This window comes from Gemmatimonadota bacterium (genome assembly GCA_009838645.1).
Lineage (GTDB): Bacteria > JAAXHH01 > JAAXHH01 > JAAXHH01 > JAAXHH01 > JAAXHH01.
Genome location: VXRC01000049.1, coordinates 61,842 through 79,566 on the forward strand (window position 1 = coordinate 61,842; position 17,725 = coordinate 79,566).

Annotated in this window: 13 protein-coding genes; 6 read left to right on the forward strand and 7 right to left on the reverse strand. The window is 63.4% G+C overall.

What is annotated here, in order from left to right; genetic code table 11:
* Positions 1-101: 101 nt before the first annotated feature.
* The 4 genes from F4Y38_14180 to F4Y38_14195 all read left to right on the forward strand — a co-directional run bounded on the left by F4Y38_14180 (position 102) and on the right by F4Y38_14195 (position 7,423).
* On the forward strand, positions 102-1,610 hold the full coding sequence (locus F4Y38_14180; protein ID MXY50429.1) for a hypothetical protein: 1,509 nt from the start codon (positions 102-104) through the stop codon (positions 1,608-1,610).
* The gene (asnB, locus tag F4Y38_14185) at positions 1,610-3,508 is read left to right on the forward strand and encodes an asparagine synthase (glutamine-hydrolyzing) (protein ID MXY50430.1); all 1,899 of its coding nucleotides are present in this window, start codon (positions 1,610-1,612) and stop codon (positions 3,506-3,508) included. The genes F4Y38_14180 and asnB overlap by 1 nt, the downstream gene beginning before the upstream one ends.
* A 179-nt stretch (positions 3,509-3,687) precedes the next feature.
* Positions 3,688-5,445: a hypothetical protein gene (locus F4Y38_14190; GenBank protein MXY50431.1), complete on the forward strand. Its 1,758-nt coding sequence runs from the start codon at positions 3,688-3,690 to the stop codon at positions 5,443-5,445.
* Between the two features lie 223 nt (positions 5,446-5,668).
* A complete protein-coding gene (locus tag F4Y38_14195; GenBank protein MXY50432.1) occupies positions 5,669-7,423 on the forward strand; it encodes a hypothetical protein in 1,755 nt (584 codons plus the stop codon).
* Here F4Y38_14195 and F4Y38_14200 read toward each other — a convergent pair.
* The 3 genes from F4Y38_14200 to F4Y38_14210 are packed head-to-tail and all read right to left on the reverse strand — an operon-like array spanning position 7,383 to position 10,414.
* Positions 7,383-8,165, reverse strand: a complete 783-nt coding sequence (locus F4Y38_14200) for a phytanoyl-CoA dioxygenase family protein (GenBank protein MXY50433.1) — start codon at positions 8,163-8,165, stop codon at positions 7,383-7,385. The two genes, F4Y38_14195 and F4Y38_14200, sit on opposite strands and share 41 nt — an antisense overlap.
* A 3-nt stretch (positions 8,166-8,168) precedes the next feature.
* Positions 8,169-9,182 carry a zinc-binding dehydrogenase gene (locus F4Y38_14205; GenBank protein ID MXY50434.1) on the reverse strand — a complete coding sequence of 338 codons (1,014 nt, stop codon included), beginning with the start codon at positions 9,180-9,182 and terminating at the stop codon, positions 8,169-8,171.
* A gap of 14 nt (positions 9,183-9,196) precedes the next feature.
* On the reverse strand, positions 9,197-10,414 hold the full coding sequence (locus F4Y38_14210; GenBank protein ID MXY50435.1) for a DUF362 domain-containing protein: 1,218 nt from the start codon (positions 10,412-10,414) through the stop codon (positions 9,197-9,199).
* Positions 10,415-10,789: 375 nt separating this feature from the next.
* Here F4Y38_14210 and F4Y38_14215 point away from each other — a divergent pair, with 375 nt between their 5' ends.
* Positions 10,790-11,368, forward strand: a complete 579-nt coding sequence (locus tag F4Y38_14215) for a TRAP transporter small permease subunit (GenBank protein ID MXY50436.1) — start codon at positions 10,790-10,792, stop codon at positions 11,366-11,368.
* Positions 11,365-12,678: a TRAP transporter large permease subunit gene (locus F4Y38_14220; GenBank protein MXY50437.1), complete on the forward strand. Its 1,314-nt coding sequence runs from the start codon at positions 11,365-11,367 to the stop codon at positions 12,676-12,678. The genes F4Y38_14215 and F4Y38_14220 overlap by 4 nt, the downstream gene beginning before the upstream one ends.
* A gap of 57 nt (positions 12,679-12,735) precedes the next feature.
* Here the strand turns inward: F4Y38_14220 and ggt are convergent, their stop codons facing one another.
* The 4 genes from ggt to kynU are packed head-to-tail and all read right to left on the reverse strand — an operon-like array spanning position 12,736 to position 17,705.
* Positions 12,736-14,379 carry a gamma-glutamyltransferase gene (gene ggt, locus F4Y38_14225; protein MXY50438.1) on the reverse strand — a complete coding sequence of 548 codons (1,644 nt, stop codon included), beginning with the start codon at positions 14,377-14,379 and terminating at the stop codon, positions 12,736-12,738.
* A 25-nt stretch (positions 14,380-14,404) separates the two neighbouring features.
* Positions 14,405-15,259: a hypothetical protein gene (locus tag F4Y38_14230; protein MXY50439.1), complete on the reverse strand. Its 855-nt coding sequence runs from the start codon at positions 15,257-15,259 to the stop codon at positions 14,405-14,407.
* A gap of 11 nt (positions 15,260-15,270) precedes the next feature.
* Positions 15,271-16,476, reverse strand: a complete 1,206-nt coding sequence (locus F4Y38_14235) for an iron-containing alcohol dehydrogenase (protein MXY50440.1) — start codon at positions 16,474-16,476, stop codon at positions 15,271-15,273.
* Positions 16,437-17,705 carry a kynureninase gene (gene kynU, locus F4Y38_14240; protein ID MXY50441.1) on the reverse strand — a complete coding sequence of 423 codons (1,269 nt, stop codon included), beginning with the start codon at positions 17,703-17,705 and terminating at the stop codon, positions 16,437-16,439. Before kynU ends, F4Y38_14235 begins: the two co-directional genes overlap by 40 nt.
* Between the last annotated feature and the right edge of the window lie 20 nt (positions 17,706-17,725).

Consider the following 17,725-nt stretch of genomic DNA (forward strand, 5'->3'; position numbering starts at 1 on the left):
CTGTCTGGCAGGTCTCCCTCACTCTCACTCCCGTTCTCACACGAAGAATCACGCGTGCGCCCCCGGTTGGCACGATGATCGGCTCCCGGTCGCCAGGAAGGATGGTCCTACGCTGGTGCTCGCGGCTTTGCGCACCCGTATTCGCCCTGCCCGTTGACCTCTTCAGGATCCTGGCGGGTCTCCTGAGTTGCGCGTATTTTACAGCCGCCTTATTCGAGACGAACGACATCAGCGGACCCGGCGGACTGGTCGACCACCGGCTATCGCTGGAGCTTTTCCCCTATACGAAATGGAGCCTGCTACAGGGGGAAATACCGACGGGCCTGTTGAAAGCCGTCTTCCTTGGCGCCGTCGCTGTTTCCGCCGCACTCACAGCGGGTTACCGTCCGACCCTCTGTGCCGCGGTGCTGTACTTGGTAGCAGTGTCGACGTATCGGTTGAATTTCCTCGTACTCTACGTCGATGATGCCATATTCCACTGGACCCTGTTGTGGTTGATCCTGCTGCCGACGGGGCGCACGTTGACATGGCGCGCGTGGCGGCGCGACGGCAAGGCGGCCATGGACCGCTGGCGAAGTCGTACCGTGCCGGGACTGGTCGTTCGCTGCTTCCTGGTCAATCTGGCCCTGGTTTACGCCTTTTCAGGGCTCTGGAAACTGACCAGCCCCATGTGGCGGGATGGATCGGCGCTCTATGTCATTCTCAAGCTGCCTATCGCATGGGCGCCACAACTGTGGGACGCGGGGTCCCTGCCCTGGCTGAAGATCGCCGGTTACGTAGCCCTGGTAACGGAACCTATGGTCGTGCTGTTGCTCGTGCTTTCGCCGGGAAGGCCGTTCAAGTGGATAATCGTGGCCTTGGTCACCATCTTTCACGCGGGCATCATCGCCACATTGAAGATCCCTTTCGCCAATCTTGCCTGCCTGGCCGGCGTGGTGTTCTGGTGCCGCCACGAGATCATGACCGCCGCGGGCGTGCGCGCGCCGCCCGGAGACAGGGAGAGTGTCACGTGGCAGGGCAAGGGGAGCGTCACTTGGCGCAGCGGGACGGCCGTGGCGGTCACTTGCATCCTTGGCTTGCAGGCCGTCCTGGACTTCGCCAAACCGCAGTGGCGTTACGACGACTGGGAGGTGGGCAGGCCCGTCCAGGCGCAAGGGGGATGGGTGGACGGTCTTCACCGCGCCGTGTACGGGGCGTTGTGGGTCGGCGGGCTGGCACAGAGCTACCGGTTGCTCGACTGGGTCGACAGCCGCAACTATACGCTTGATTATCGGGTCAGGGAACGTAGGCCTGACGGAAGCTGGAACGAAATAGATCAGGAAACCCTCTTCCCCACTACCATGCGGAGCATTTTGCTTCAATCCTACCTCCATGGCGTCGTATGGCGTAAGTTTCCCCCGGCGAAGGAAGCCGAGCTTCGGACCGGATTGAGACAGAGGTTTGCGGACAGGTATTGTCGTGGGCGGCCCGATGAGGACCTCCTGGTCGAAGTGGACGTGCGGATCGGACGCGTTACCGCCGGTGACCCACCACTGCGACGACAAGGCTACGGCCGGTTGATGTCCTTTACCTGCCGGGCAGGCGTGGCAGTCTTTCAGGAGCCCGAATAATGTGCGGACTCGTCGCCGTTATGGCCCGTGGAGGCGCCTGGACTCGCGATGCCCTCGAGCGTGCCACCGATACACTCGCGCATCGCGGTCCGGACGGCAGGGGTACGTGGGTAAACCCCCACGGGAAGGTGGGACTGGGACATACCCGGTTGAGCGTGATCGGCCTGGAAAACGGCGTACAGCCTATCTGCAGCGAAGACGGCCGTCTGCACCTGTCGGCAAACGGCGAGTTCTATGGTTTCGAGCCGATTCGGCGAGACCTCGAAAACCGGGGCCATGTATTCGCCACGGGTTCCGACAGCGAAATCGCCCTTCACCTCTACGAGGAACGGGGTCGTTCGTGCGTCGAATCCCTCCGCGGAGAATTCGCATTCGTCCTCTGGGATGAAAACCTGCAGACGCTCTGGGCGGTCCGTGACCGATTCGGCATCAAGCCCCTGTATTACGCGGAAGCCGATGGGGTGCTGTACCTGGCCTCCGAAGTCAAGGCGCTGCTGGCCGCGGGAGTGCACGCTGCCTGGGACGAGGAGACAGTCTTCCAGCAGATCTTCGCCTGTTTCGACACGGAGCGGACTCTCTTCCGGGGCGTCCGGCAGGTACCACCCGGGCACGGCCTGGTCGCGCGGGAGGGAGAACTGCGCATCGAGCGCTACTGGGACGTGGAGTATCCCCGCGGCGCGTCGGTATCCGATTGGGATCCCGCCACTTGCGTCGACCAGGTCCGTTATCGCCTGGAGGAGTCGATTCGCCTTCGCATGCGCGCGGACGTGCCGGTGGGGTGTCTCTTGAGCGGTGGGCTGGACTCGTCGGCATTGCTGGGAATGGCCGCGCGGCATTCATCAAGGCCGAAAGCCTTTTCCATCTCCTTCGACCACGCGGCCTACGACGAAGAACCCGTGGCCCGCCGCACGGCACGGCACCTTGGTGTAGAGTTCGAGACCGTACCCGTTTCACAGGGAGACTGCGCCGATCATTTTTCCGATGCGGTGTGGCACGCGGAGGCTATTCAGGCAAACGCCCACGGCGTGGCGCGTTACCTTCTGAGTCGTGCGGTACGCCGGTCCGGTTACAAGACCGTCCTGGCAGGCGAAGGCGCCGATGAACTGTTCGCCGGCTACGAATTCTGCCGGCCCGCATTGGACCTTGGTCCGCGTCGAGGAGTGATCGACTGGTTGCGAATCGGCCTGGCGCTGATCGGGGCTCAGAGCCCCGCCGAACGGAAGGTGGCCGGGACTTCTGCGTGGCTGGTACGTGTAAGCCGCATACTGGGATTATCCAGCGAGGTTCTGGATTCCCTGGCGGGCAAACTGGACATTCTGAATGGTCTGCTGACCAAAGATTTTAGTGAACGCATCGCAAAACGCGACCCCTACTGGATCTTTTTCGATCAATTCGACTATCGTAAACAACTTGCCGGACGCGAACCCGTGAAGCAGGTGCTCTACCTGTGGTTGAAATCCCTGTTTGTCGGTTACAACCTTGCGGCAGAACGCGCGGACATGGCCCACGGGCTCGAAGTGCGCCTGCCGTACCTGGATCACTTGTTTTTCGAATTCGGAAGCCGTATACCTTCCAGGTTGCTGGCTCGGGACGGACAGCCCAAGTTTCCGCTACGCGAAGCGGCAAGACCGATCCTGACCGAGGAGGTGTATCGTGGGGGAAAGAACCCGTTCCTGGCGCCACCATCCACGTTGCAGCCCGAAAACAGGCTCTTCGAGATGTGCCGTGACACGCTTCGGGGGCCCGGTATGCGGGATCTGCCCTTCTTCGATACCGGCCGAGTGACCCGCCTGCTTGACCGTCTTCCGGGGATGGATGACGGAAGAAGAGCCGCGCTGGATCCGCTGATTATGGCGCTGACCTCACTTTGCGTTTTGCAGGAGCGATACGATATGTGATCCTGCGGACCATCATGCGGCCGTGGTGGTTCAGTCGCTGATCGGCTGACTGAGGCCACCCGTCCGGCATTCAAGTAAACCCGTGAGCAATCGGTTGTTTTGTGCTTTAGACTTTCGCGTATTTTACTTCACGTGGTGGATTCACCTGTCTCTCGATAGCGGACCATTCCAATCGCTGAATGAACAAAGACTCCAGTAACCACCAGTCCGGCGTTCGATACGAAGCGGACGAAAGACCTCCGTTTCTCCTGGCCATCGGACTCGGTCTCCAGTTCGCCCTGCTCACCGTTGGCAGCGTGTTTCTGAAAGTCGCCATCGTGAGCCGCGCCGGAGGCGCCGGCGAGGACTATCTGGTATGGGCGGTATTCGCCGCTGCCATCATCACCGGAACGACCACGATCATCCAGGTTTTGCGCGTCGGGCGCGTCGGAGCAGGCTACGTGCTCCTGATGGGCACGTCGGGCAGTTTCATCGCGATCTGCATTTCGGCCCTGCTGGAGGGCGGGCCCGCGCTGATGGCAACCCTCATCATCGTCTCGTCGCTCTTCCAGTTCCTGCTTTCCGCCCGTCTTTCGCTGCTTCGCCGGATCCTGACGCCGGTCGTCACCGGTACGGTCATCATGTTGATCCCAGTCTCGATCACGCCCGTCGTCTTCAGGATGCTGGGCGATGTTCCCGAAGGGTTCCCGGAGTCGTCCGCACCCTTTATGGTGCTCGCTACCCTGTTGGTCACCATAGTCATCGCTTTGAAGGCGAAGTCGTCGCTGAGGCTATGGGCGCCCGTGATCGGCATGGTCACGGGTTCCATCGTCGGCGGATACTATGGCCTGTACGACACGGAGCGCGTGATCGCCGCGCCCTGGCTCGGACTGCCGGACGGCCACTGGCCGGGTATCGATCTCTCCTTCGGCACCGCGTTCTGGGCGCTGGTGCCCGCTTTCCTGTTCGTAACGCTGGTGGATGCCGTGGATACCATCGGCGACTCGGTCGCGATCCAGCGCATATCGTGGCGCCGTCCCCGGGCCGTGGACTACCGGGCGGTGCAGGGCGCCCTGGCCGCGGACGGCACGGGCAACATCCTTTCCGGCCTGCTGGGCACGATTCCCAACACCACCTACTCCTCGAGCATCGCGGTGACGGAATTGACCGGCGTAGCCTCCCGCATGGTCGGGGTGGTCGTGGGGGCAATCTACATCCTCGTCGCGTTTGTGCCGAAGGTCCCGGCGGTGGTCCTCGCCATACCGAACCCGGTCGTCGGCAGTTTCCTGCTCGTGCTGCTGGCCATCCTCTTCCTCATCGGCATGAAGCTGGTCGTGCAGGATGGGATCGACTACCGAAAGGGACTGGTCGTCGGGGTTGGCTTCTGGATTGGCGTGGGTTTTCAGAACGACGCGATCTATCCGGCGCTGGTTGCCGATTTCGCCGGTGGATTCCTGCGGAACGGGATGACTTCGGGCGGACTGGCGGCGATCCTCATGACGCTGTTTCTGGAACTGGCCGCTCCCCGCCGGTACCGGATGGAGGCCGCCTTCGATCTCGCGGCACTGTCGAAGATCCGGGCTTTTCTGGAAGCATTCGCCATCCGGCAGGGCTGGGCCAAGGAGACGACGGACCGGCTCGTGGCGGCCAGCGAGGAAACGCTGTTGACGCTGAATCCACGGGAAAGCGAGACCGGCCAGCGCCGGCGGCTGCTCCTGGTCGTCCGCCAGGAGGACGAAAGAGCGATCCTGGAATTTGTCGCGGCCACCGGCGAAGGCAACCTCCAGGACAGGATCGAGCTGCTCGGCGACGCACGGGCTGTGGAAACGCCGGAGGAAATGGAGGTGTCGCTGCGCCTCCTGAGGCACTTCGCTTCTTCGGTCCGCCATCAGCAGTACCACGACACGGATATCATCACCCTCCAGGTCGAAGTCCGGCAGTCGGATCCCGCCGCATGACGTCAATAACGGACCGGTCGGTACGCCCGGTGTACGCCACCGGTGTACGCCTTCGGTGTACGCCTTCGGTGTACGCGGGATGTATCTACAATGGAATGCCTTGACTCGCTGGTGCGTGCCTTTATTTTCCTAACCCTGTGAGCATTTTCAAGACCCCGTCGACAAACCGTTTCCAGTTCCTGCCGTAACCAGGCTGTAGCACTGGATCTCAACAGGACCCTGCATGAACACGGACGCTTCAGCCCGCCAGTCAAGCGTACGCTATGAAGCGGACGAACGTCCACCGCTTCTTCTGACCATAGGTCTCGGACTCCAGATCGCCCTGCTTACGGTCGGTGGCGTGGTCCTGACCGTGGCCATCGTGAGCCGGGCCGGCGGCGCGAGCGAATCCTTCCTGACCTGGGGGGTGTTCGCCGCGGCGGCGATCAGCGGAACGACCACGATCATTCAGGCCATTCGAGTCGGCCGCATCGGCGCGGGCTACGTACTCATGATGGGTACGTCAGGCAGCTTTATCGCGGTCTGCATCGGGGCGCTCGCGCAAGGCGGTCCCGCGCTGATGGCGACGCTCATCATCATCTCCTCGCTGTTCCAGTTCCTGCTGTCCGCCCGCCTATCCCTGCTGCGCAGGATACTGACGCCGGCGGTCTCCGGGACGGTCATCATGCTGATTTCGGTCACGGTGATGCCCATCGCGTTCAACATGCTGAACAGGGTACCGGAAGGCATGCCGTCCACGTCCGCGGCGGTCACGGCCCTGGCCACCGTGCTGGTCACCCTCGGCATCGCGTTGAAGGCGAAGTCGTCGCTGCGCCTCTGGGCGCCCGTGATCGGCGTCGCCGTGGGGTCCATCGTGGGCGGATACTTCGGTCTGTACGATGCCGGCAGGGTAGCCGCCGCTTCCTGGCTGGGGCTTCCGGACGGGAGTTGGCCGGGCATCGATATCTCTTTCGGTCCCGCCTTCTGGGCGCTGCTTCCCGCCTTCATGTTCGTAACGCTGGTCGGCGCCGTGGAAACGATCGGCGACTCGGTCGCGATCCAGCGCGTTTCGTGGCGCAGGCCCCGCGCGGTGGATTACCGGGCCGTGCAGGGCGCCGTGGCCGCGGACGGCCTGGGCAACCTCCTGTCCGGTCTCATGGGTACGGTGCCCAATACGACCTATTCCTCGAGCATCGCGGTGACCGAGTTGACCGGCGTGGCTTCCCGCATGGTCGGGGTGGTCGTGGGACTGGCTTTTGTCCTGGTCGCGTTTATCCCGAAGTTCCTGGCGGTCGTTCTCGCCATTCCGGATCCCGTTGCCGGCGGCTTTCTGATCGTGCTGCTTGCCATGCTGTTCGTCATCGGCATGAAGTTGGTCTTGCAGGATGGGATAGACTACCGGAAGGGGCTGGTCGTAGGCGTGGGTTTCTGGATCGGCGTCGGTTTTCAGAATGACGCGATCTTTCCCGCGCTGGTCTCCGACTTCGCGGGCGGACTCCTGCGGAACGGCATGACGGCTGGCGGACTGACGGCCATACTCATGACGATTTTTCTGGAAATCACTTCCCCGCGCCGTCACCGGATGGAGTCGGACTTCGATCTTGCGGCGCTGCCGAAGATCCGTGCGTTTCTCGAAGGATTCGCCCGCCGCCAGGGCTGGGACAAGGGGACGGCGGACCGGCTTATGGCTGCGAGTGAAGAAACGCTGTTGGCACTGATTCCTCAGGACGGTGAGCACAGCCAGCCCCGGCGGCTGCTCCTGGTCGCGCACCGGGAGGGCGAAAGCGCGGTCCTCGAACTGGTCGCGGCGACCGGCGAGGGAAACCTGCAGGACAGGATCGAATTGCTCGGTGACGAAAGAGCCGTGGAGACGCCGGAGGAACTGGAAATATCACTCCGTCTCTTGAGACACTACGCTTCGTCGGTGCACCACCAGCAATACCACGATACCGATATCGTCACTCTTCAGGTGGACGTGCGCCCGCCCACGCCACGATAACCTCGGGTTCAGTGGACTTGAACGGACTGTCTTTCGAAGAACGGCAGTGTGTGGAAGCGTAGTGGTACTGGAGCGCCCTTCGGCGGCGATCGGACGTATTCGGCGGCGTGTAGTGGTAGGTCTCGCTGTGGAACACGAGGGCGTCCCCTGACTTCATGACACAGGCCACCGCGTCGTCCGCGGTGGGCGCCGAAGACAGTCCGTAATCGTCCTCCACCCCCCCGTGTTCTCCGATCCCCGCACGATGCGACCTCGGAATGACGTGCATGCATCCGTTCGCCACGTCGGCGTCGTCGAGGGCGATCCAGAATCCGAAAACATCGTTGGGTTCCAGTCGGAAGTATGCGTTGTCCTGGTGCCAGACCTTCTGGCCGCCGAACCGGGGCGGTTTCATCAGCAGCATGCTCTGAAACAGGGAAACGTCCGGTCCGATCAGTTCGAGCGCCATACCCACCATTCTGGGATGGAAGGCCAGGGCGTGGAAAAGCTCGCTGTGGCGGGTCATCCGGAACAGCTTCCTCACGCCCAGCTCCCTGGATTCGGGCGTAACCGCTCCGCGGCGTACGGCCGGCTCGATCTGCACCAGTTCCTCCGGGACGTCCGGATACCGGTCCACGATCGCCGTGATCTCGCGCCGGATGGATTCGACTTCGTCCGGGGACAGGAAGGCTTCGGCGATGAAGTAGCCGTCCCGGTCGAAGGTCGATTTCTGCGCTGCTGACAACAGCGTTTCGGCGGTCATGTCTCAGTCCTTCCAGTTGAAGACGACGCCCATCATGTTCTTTTCACGCCTGAATATCATCTCGTAGGCTTCGTTGATCTGACCGTAGTGCATCCGGTGGGTAATCAGGCGCTTCGGTTCCAGCTTGCCCTCGCGCATCAGGTCCAGCGTGAAGCGGCACATGGCGGACCAGTCCCTTCGGTCGCCCCGTTCGGGGGGGAACAGGTAGCCTGCCCGCCCGTTGACCGCGATCAGCGAAATCCCCTTGGCATAGAACCATTCCATGTCCAGGGGATTGAAATCGAGCGGCGGTTCGCCCCGGCCGGGCAGGGCTACGATGCTGACCCGCCCGTTGTCGCGCACGATCTGGCAGGAAGTCCGCAGCGCGGGCCAGGGATTGGCCGTGAGTATGACCAGGTCGACGCCCTCGCCGTGGGTGAAGTCGTCCAGCTTGGCCGCGAGATCGGGATCGTCGTGCATAAAGGTCGCGTCCGCGCCCATGCGCTCGGCCATTTCCATGCGCACCGGGCTGTTCGCGATACCGATCGTCCGCGCGCCGAGGCAGGGTCCGAGCCCTACGGCGCCGAGTCCGAGGACGCCCAGTCCCACGACCGCCACGTTCTCGCCGGGCTGGAACTGCGACTTGTAGTAGCACAGGGCGCTGAGTGTGTACAGGTGGCCGTATACCGCGTCCTCGTCATGTACGCCGTTGGGAACCTTGACGAGCATTTCATCGTCCTTCGCGATGAACTCGGACTGGTGTGGGTACCGGGAGATGACCCGGTCGCCCACGGCAAAATCCTCGACCGCGTCTCCCACGCCGCGTACCACGCCCAGGTTGCTGTCCCCGACCCAGCGCGGAAAATCCGGTGCTCCGGGCACCTGCTCCGCGCCTTCGTAGTTGCCCCGGTCCGTCCCGATCTTTAGCGCCGATATGACGGTCTCGACCCAGAGGTCGTGAGGGCCCAGGTTTTCCGTATCCAGGACATGATCTTCGATGCGGAGGTCTCTTGGGCCGTAGAGCATGGCGATTTTCATGGAATGTGCTCCAATCAGGCCGACAGGGCGGAAAGGCAGCGGTCGTAGACATCGAATCGCTCGCCTTCCGTCTCCTCGGGGTCCACCAGCTTGAGCCAGAGGGCGCTGCCGGGCTTTGCCGAGCTGTAGGACCGGTGGCTGCCGATCACGGAGGGATCCTCGCCGTGCCAGGCGATTTCCCCCTCCTGCATGTAGATGAACTCTCCGCGATAGCGGTCCACGATGTCCTTCCTGTGATCGCGGTAGAACAGACCCTGTTCACAGGCCGTGCGCCGCAGCGTATGGATCAGTTCGGGCGCTTCATCGGGATCCGAGTCGAAGTGCGCCACCGGGGTCTGGACGTCGCATTCGAAATCTATTTCGTCCAGGTCGACCGTTCCGAAACCCCGCTGGGCGGCCACCAGGAGGTGATTACGGTCCCTCCGGAACGGCGGCTGTGGCCAGTCGGAGGCCGGATCGTGTCCCATCAGGTAGGCGCCGCAGGCATCTGTGGCCGTGATCTGGTCGCCGGCGATCAGCACGTCGCCCACGCGCCCTTCACCGCCCCATTCTCGTCCTTTCTGTCCCACGAGTCCGTCGATGACGTTCAGGCAGGGATTCGTGATCATGGCCAGGTCGGGCAGGACGTAGGACAGGCGAATGGCGTGGTGGAAATACGTTCGGACCCGCCCGCCGGGAGGAACGATGGGCGGTAGCCCGAAGAGATTCTTCATGCACAGCGTGATGCCCATGAACGAGTGATTCTTCATCTTCGCCACGGAAATGACTTCGTCCGCGTCCTCGAAGACGCCGCTCAGGATATACCGGTCGAACATGTTCCCGCCGCCCGGCACCTCGTACACCGACCAGGGCGGCCGGTTCGAGTCGTCGTACCTGACGTCGAACTCTCGTAGATGGTGGACGTAATTGAACTCGTCGGGCGTCAGCTTGTCCGTGGCGTAAGGATTGGTGTCCGTGGCGTAGATCTCCGCATCGGTTTGTTCCCGGAGCAATTGCAGCACGGCCCTGCAGACCGCGTCGTCCACCAGTTCCTGCCGGCGCCCCTTGAACCGGACGACGTTGTCCATGGGTTTCATCATGTTGAACTTGATGACGATCTTCCGGGCTTTCTCGATGCGCGCCCAGGACTCCGCAAGCGGTTCGGTGATGCGCTTGAGGGTTTCGTAGACGCCTTCGTAGGGCGTCCGATGGTCGCAGGACGCCGCGCGAACGGTGTATGGCTTCTCCGGCATATCACGGTCTCCAGACGTTGCGGAATGCGAGGGGATACATTTCAAGGTGCAATATACATCCACCGGAATCGGCGACAAGGGTAAAGCCCGGCGCGGCCCGGCACGCCCGATACAGCCCGGCGAGGCCGGTGGATCCTGCTTACGGCATGGACGAAGGCAGTCAAAATGAAAGGCGCGGGCATTTTGGGTTGTATATTTAAAGTCGATGCGGCATATTGAAGACCCCTTTGTCCTGTGATTCCCTCTCGGGGAAACCGAACCGCCATCGGAAACGCGGTGCGTCCGCGGAAGATGTCCCGGCCTAGCCCGGCCTTGCCCGGCCTTGCCCGGCCATGCTGACCGGGCACCGCGGCCAACAGGAAGGTGAACACGGATTTGAACGCGCTTCGAAAATTCGTACGGTTCGTGGACGGGTTGAACGAACGGGTCGGGTCGGTCGTTTCCTGGTTTACGACGTTGCTCGTCCTGACCGTCTGTATCGACGTGTTTACCCGGTATTTCCTGCGCAGTAGCAGCGTGGCGGTGCAGGAACTGGAGTGGCACTTCTTCGCGGTGATCTTCCTGCTCGCCTCTGCGTGGGCCCTAAAGCACAACAAGCATGTCCGCGTGGACGTGCTCTACATGAACTTCAAGCCCCGAAACCAGGCCCTGGTCAATCTCATCGGCAGCCTGCTGTTTCTGCTTCCCTTCGCGGTGATCGCGATCTGGAGCTCCCAGAATTTCGTCCTGAATTCCTTCCGGATCGGCGAGGTTTCGCCGGATCCCGGCGGGCTGCCCGCCCGTTACATCCTGAAGGCCATGATCCCCCTCGGGTTTTCGCTCATACTCCTCCAGGGACTGGCCCTGGCGGCACGCTCCCTGGACCGGTTCATCCACGGAGGAGAAGATCCCATGGGCGAAGAGGACGAGTCGCCTCCGAGAGGGCTTTCGGCCAGGGAGGAGGACGCGGTTTGACCGAAGCGATGCCCCTCATCCTTTTCCTGGTCCTCTTCCTGCTGCTCCTGATGGGGTACCCGGTCGCCTTCACCCTGGGCGGCGTGTCCGTACTCCTCGGGCTGATGACCTTCGGCGCGGATTTCTTCAACCTGCTGCCCCTGCGCATCTGGGGCGTCATGACGAACTACGTCCTGCTCGCCGTGCCCCTGTTCGTCTACATGGGCGTCATGCTGGAGAAATCGGGTCTGGCCGAGGACATGCTGGAGACCATGGCCCTGCTCTTCGGCCGGCTACGGGGCGGGCTCGCCGTGGCGGTGGTGATCGTGGGGGCCTTGCTGGGCGCTTCCACCGGCATCGTGGGGGCAACGGTCGTGACCATGGGCCTGCTCAGCTTGCCCACCATGCTCAGGAGGGGCTACAGCCCCCAGGTGGCCACGGGCACGATCGCCGCGTCGGGGACGCTCGGGCAGATCATACCGCCCAGCGTGGTGCTCGTGCTGCTCGGGAGCATACTCAACGTGTCGGTCGGCGACATGTTCATCGGCGCGGTCATACCGGGCGCGATTCTCGTGGGCATGTACCTCGTGTGGCTTGCCATCGTGGCCGTGATCAAACCGGACGAGGCGCCGGCCATGCCAGCCGATGAACTGGCCGCCTTCCGGGAAAGCGGCATGTTCAGGAAGATCATCCGGGCCTTCCTGCTTCCCCTGGGCCTGATGACCGTCGTGCTGGGCTCCATCTTCGCGGGCATCACCTCGCCGACGGAAGCGGCGGCCGTGGGTGCGCTGGGCGCGACCCTGCTCACCGTATTCCAGGGCAAGTTTTCCTATGAAACGCTGAAGGAGGTCATGAAGGAGTGCACGCACATCACGTGCATGGTCTTCTTCGTGCTGGTAGGCGCCGAGGCCTTCGGTCTGGTGTTCCGGGGCATGAAGGGCGACGCGTACATGACCAGCCTGATCATGGACGCCAACCTGAGTACCTACGCCTTCCTGGCCCTGGTCCTGGTCATGATCTTCATCGCCGGCTTCTTCATAGATTTCATCCAGATCACCTACATCATCGTACCGGTCGTAACGCCCATCTTCATCGCCTTCGGCGTCGATCTGCTGTGGCTCGGCATCCTGATCGCGGTGAACCTGCAGACCTCCTTCCTCACGCCCCCCTTCGGGTTCTCCCTGTTCTACCTCAAAGGGGTCGCTCCGCCCGAAGTGCAGACCCGGCATATCTACAAGGGTATTCTGCCCTTTATCGTGATCCAGCTCATCTGCCTGGGGTGCCTGGTCTACGCTCCGATGCTTGCGACCTGGCTGCCGGGCCTGCGCTAGACCCCAAACCTTCGCCAGGACCCGGGCCTTCACCAGGACCCGGGCCTTCACTAGCCGTTAATAACCGATCGCGCAACCGTCTTTTCGGGGCTCCGACGCGCCGTGGAGCATGCCGTATTCCGGGTCGATGCGGATCGCCTGGTAGCCGCCGTATCCGTGGGCAGACCGGGATATCCGGTGGCCCATCTCCTCCAGACGCCGGAAGGCATCTTCGCCGATGCCTTCTTCCACGTTGAGCCGGCCTCCTCCGGCCTCCATGGGCGCACCCGTGGGTTCGGCCGAACCGAAGTGCTGGAACCGCGGCGCGTCGCCCGCCTCCTGTACGTCCATGCCGAAATCGATCATGCTGCAAAGCACCTGGACGTGTCCCTGCGGCTGCATCGCACCGCCCATCAGGCCGAATGTGAGCCAGGGATTCCCGTCCCGGGTCACCATGGCGGGGATGATGGTGTGGAAGGGCCGCTTGTGGGGCGCCAGGGCGTTGCGGTGCGAGGGATCCAGCGAGAAGAGCTGCCCCCGGTTCTGGATGGGAAATCCCGTGCCCTCCGGCACGATGCCCGATCCGAAACCCCGGAAGATGCTCTGGATGAACGAAACGACGTTGCGGTCCCGGTCGACGACGGTCATGTAGGCCGTGTCCCCGTGCTGCAGGATGGGATCGCCGGCCGGGACGTCGACTGCCGCCCTGCGGGGATCGATGCGTGCGCGCTGCCGGTCGGCGTAGTCCCTGGACAGTAGCGCTTCCACGGGTACCTCCGCGAAGGCGGGATCGGCGTAGAACACGGCGCGGTCGGCGTAGGCGAGTTTCTTGGCTTCGATCTGCAGGTGCAGCGTTTCCGCCGACAGGCACCCTGTTTCGGCGAGGTCGTAGCCTTCCAGGATGTTCAGCATCTGCAGGGCGGCGATGCCCTGCCCGCTCGGGGGCAGTTCCCAGACCGTGTGGCCCCGGTAGTCGACGCTGACGGGATCGTCCCAGGTCGACCCGTGGTCCCGGAAATCCTCAGGGCTGAACAGCCCGCCGACGTCCCGGGAACAGGCCACGACGGCCTCGGCGATTTCGCCTTCGTAGAACGCGTCGCGACCGCCCTCGGCCAGGATGCGGTAGGATCGGGCCAGGTCCGGGTTCCGGAACACCGCGCCGGGTTCGGGCGCTTTCCCTCCGGGCAGGTAGACGCGGACGGACTCGGGCCACGGCCTCAGCAGCGGTATGGATCCCGCCCAGTCCCTCGCGATGATGTCCGAAACGGGGAACCCATTCTCCGCGTAGTAGATAGCAGGTTCCAGCACCTGCCTCACGGACATGGTGCCGAAGCGGTCGAGGAGGCAGGTCCAGCCGTCCACGCAGCCGGGTACGGACCAGTTCAGCGGACCGATACCGGGCACGTATTCGTGGCCCAGCCCGGTGTAATAGTCGATCGTCGCCGCGTAGGGCGCTCTTCCGCTCGCGTTGAGACCGGTCAGCCCGCCGCTTTCGGCCTCCCGGACGATGGCGAACAGGTCGCCGCCGATACCGCAGGACATGGGTTCCACCACGCCGAGTACCGCGTTGACGGCGATGGCGGCGTCAATGGCGTTACCGCCGGATTTGAGGATCTCGATGCCGGCCTGCGCGGCCAGCGGCTGGCTCGTGGCCACCATGCCCCGGGGCGCCATGACGACCGAGCGCCGCGAGCCTCGATAGGTATGGGGATCGTATCTCATGGTCTTCAATGGCTCCGTTCGTAACTCATCCGCTCGAAATTCCTCCGCGTAAGTGGGTCTCGGCGTTGTGCCGGGGCGCGTATCCAATCTCTTCCTTCGGCGTCTGTATGTCGAAAATGTTGTACGTGTTGTCCGAAATGACGAAATAGTGCCGCGCGGGAGGCAGCGTGCCGGCGAGATGGGCCGTATAAGCGGCATGGACCATGGCCGCCGCATCCTGCTGGTGACACCAGACGGCGAAATACCCGGGCTCCTCCGTGATGGGCGTGTTGACGGGGTTCACGCCGCCCCAGCGCGTGGCCACCGCGCCGCAGCCCCGTACTGCCGCCCGTTCCACCCAGGCCTCGACATAGGCCTTCTCGTGGCCGTAGTCGTTGATCGGGCAGGCGGGCAGGTGCGCGGAGATCGGATCAGGCCATTCCCGGATCGAATCAAACTTTCGTTCCGCGATCAACGCGTACGCGCCCGATTCGAAAAAGTGATAGGCGTCGTCCACCGCGTGCACGGAACTCGAACCCACGATCATCGGCCGGTGGTCCGGAGGGCCCGGTCCGTCCGGTCCGCCCGGTCCGCCCGGACTACCCAGGTCCAGCACCGATTCGAACACCAGGTCCGTCATCGCGTTCATGGCGGCGAGATCGCCCTGACGGGCCAGGTAGACGACGAGATCGAACCCGGGGAGCATGGCCCGGAATCGATCCGGTTCTTCGACGATGTTCAAATCGACGAAGCGTCCCTGGGCGCGACCCTCGGCCCGGTCGGGCGCCCCGGGCAGGTCGATGCAACAGAAGCGGTATCTCCCGTCCATCCCCGGCAGGTACGTCCGGAGTCCGGACCCGATCGTCCCCCTGCCCCCGATGAGCAGCGTGTTAAATGCCATGCGGCTTCCCTTCAGTAGGCTTCCAGATAAAGCGATTTGATTTCGTCTGCCGTGGGCACGCGCGGATTGTTCTGCGGGCTCCCCGAAGCGAGGGCGTCGTCGGCCATCTTGTCCAGCGCCCCGGTCAGGGCCGCTTTCGAGATTCCGCAGTCCCTCAATCCGGGTATTTCGACTGTATCGTTGAGTTTTCGCAAGCCATCGATGAGCAGATCGCAGGCGCGGCACGCATCGTCCCCTTCCCCCGCCCAGCCGAGCTTCCGGGCCAGTACCGCGTATCGTTCAGGCGCCGCCGGCGCGCTGAACCGGGTGACCGCCGGCAGCAACACGGAATTGCTGAGGCCGTGGGGTAGATGGAAGACCGCGCCCAGGGGCCTGCTCATGCCGTGCACGAGGCAGACGGAGCTGTTGGAGAAGGCCATGCCGCCCAGTGAAGCGGCTTCCATCATGCCGCCTCGGGCTTCGTGGTCGCCGGGATGCTTCCAGGCCCGTACCAGGTGCCTGCCGACGAGGTCCACGCAGGAAAGGGCGAGGGCGTCCGTCATCGTGACGTTCTTGCGCGATACATAGGCCTCGATACCGTGGGTCAGCGTGTCCACGCCGACGTTGGCCGTCAGCGGACGGGGCATGGACAGGGTCAGCGTGTAGTCGACGAAGGCCGCCGCGGGCAGCAGATGGGCATCCAGGATCATCATCTTCACGTTGCGCCGCGTATCCGTGATGACCGTCACCCGGGTCATTTCGCTACCCGTTCCGGCCGTCGTGGGAACGGCGAACAGCGGCACGCCGGGCCGGGGAATCCGGTGATAGCCCGCGTATGCGGACAGGGGTCCGTCGTTGGCGGCCATGACCGCGATGGCTTTCCCCGCGTCTATGCTGCTGCCGCCGCCGACCGCAATGACGACTTCGCAGCCGTTTTCGTTGAGCAGGGCGAGCCCTTCCTCGACGTTCACGTCCGTGGGCTCGGGGGTCACGCCGCCGTAGACGCAGGCTTCTATGCCCGCCTGGCGGCATCGGTCCACCATGCGGGCGGGCAGGCCCTGTTCGACGAGGTAGGGATCGGAGACCACCAGCACGTTTTTCAGTCCGGCGCGGACGGCCTGGGGGGCCGCTTCGTCGAATGCGCCCGCACCACTGAAGATGATCGGAGGGATATTGATCTGCACGGGACCGTTCACCGTCAGGTAACTCCCTTGATGACGGCGCTGTACTGCCGGAATGAACCGGACTGCACGACCTCGCGCAGCGCGTGTACGGCCGTGTGCAGTTCTTCGTAGGTCGTGTAAAGCGGAGCGATGCCCAGCCTGATGTTGTCGGGCATGCGGAAATCGGAAATCACCTGTCTTTCCTCCCGGATCGCCTGGTCGATGCGATATCCTTCGGCATGGCCGAAGGAGACGTGCGACCCCCGGCGTGCGCCGTTCCGGGGTGAATTCAGCGTGAATCCGAGGGGCGCCAGTTCAGACGCCCAGAGGGCGACCAGGTATTCGGACTGGCTCAGCGACTTGGCGCGCGCGGGCTCCACGCCGGCTTCGAGCGCGAGATCCACGCCGGGTTCGATCATGGCCAGGGAGAGGACGGACGGCGTGCCCGTCAAATAACGGTCGATGCCGGTCGCCGGTTCGAATTCGGTATCGAAATAGAACTGTTTCCGGTGGCCGAACCAGCCTGAAATCGGATTGTCCAGCCTGGCCTGCAGGTCTTCGCGGACGTAAAGGAACGCCGGAGCCCCGGGCCCGCCGTTCAGGTACTTGTACGTGGAACCCACCGCCAGTTCGATGCCCAGGTCGTGGCAAGCCATGGGTACGACGCCGGCGGAGTGACTCAGGTCCCACAGGATCATCGCGTCCCGGCCGTGGGCGATCCCGGTGATCCGCGCCATGTCGTACAAGTAACTGGACTTGTACATGACGTGGGAGAGGAGCACCAGGGCGGTGTCGCCGTCGATGGCCCGGTCGAGGGCCTCCTCGGACACGGCAAAGCCGTTGTCCACGGGGAGTACGACCAGTTCGTACGCGGGATCGAGCAGATCCGCCACGGCCTTCAGGATATAGATGTCGGACGGGAAGTTCACGCTGTCGGTTACGATGCGGCGCCGCCCGGGCCGCTCCTTCAACGCACCGGCAATCAGCTTGAAGAGGTTGACCGACGTCGAGTCGGCGATGATCACCTCGTCGGGCCGGGCGCCGATCAGGCCGGCCAGCTTGCCGCCGATACGCCTCGAAAGCCCCATCCATTCGTCATTCCAGGCCCGTATGAGCCGGTTCCCCCACTGATGACGGATCAACCGGTCCATCAGGGGGATGGCGTCCCTTGGAACCCGCCCGAGGGAATTGCCGTCCAGGTATATCAGTCCGGGATCGTCGATCAGAAAGCGATCCCGGAACCCGCCCAGGTCATCGCGGCGGTCCAGTTCTCGCGCGTACTCGAGCGACGGGTCGAAATCCAAACACCTACCTCCACGGGCCG

Excerpts from the sequence above, each read along its gene's own strand:
- F4Y38_14180 (MXY50429.1), top strand. The coding sequence starts at position 102 with ATGGTCCTACGCTGGTGCTCGCGGCTTTGCGCACCCGTATTCGCCCTG.
- asnB (MXY50430.1), top strand. The coding sequence starts at position 1,610 with ATGTGCGGACTCGTCGCCGTTATGGCCCGTGGAGGCGCCTGGACTCGC.
- F4Y38_14190 (MXY50431.1), top strand. The coding sequence starts at position 3,688 with ATGAACAAAGACTCCAGTAACCACCAGTCCGGCGTTCGATACGAAGCG.
- F4Y38_14195 (MXY50432.1), top strand. The coding sequence starts at position 5,669 with ATGAACACGGACGCTTCAGCCCGCCAGTCAAGCGTACGCTATGAAGCG.
- F4Y38_14200 (MXY50433.1), bottom strand. The coding sequence starts at position 8,165 with ATGACCGCCGAAACGCTGTTGTCAGCAGCGCAGAAATCGACCTTCGAC.
- F4Y38_14205 (MXY50434.1), bottom strand. The coding sequence starts at position 9,182 with ATGAAAATCGCCATGCTCTACGGCCCAAGAGACCTCCGCATCGAAGAT.
- F4Y38_14210 (MXY50435.1), bottom strand. The coding sequence starts at position 10,414 with ATGCCGGAGAAGCCATACACCGTTCGCGCGGCGTCCTGCGACCATCGG.
- ggt (MXY50438.1), bottom strand. The coding sequence starts at position 14,379 with ATGAGATACGATCCCCATACCTATCGAGGCTCGCGGCGCTCGGTCGTC.
- F4Y38_14230 (MXY50439.1), bottom strand. The coding sequence starts at position 15,259 with ATGGCATTTAACACGCTGCTCATCGGGGGCAGGGGGACGATCGGGTCC.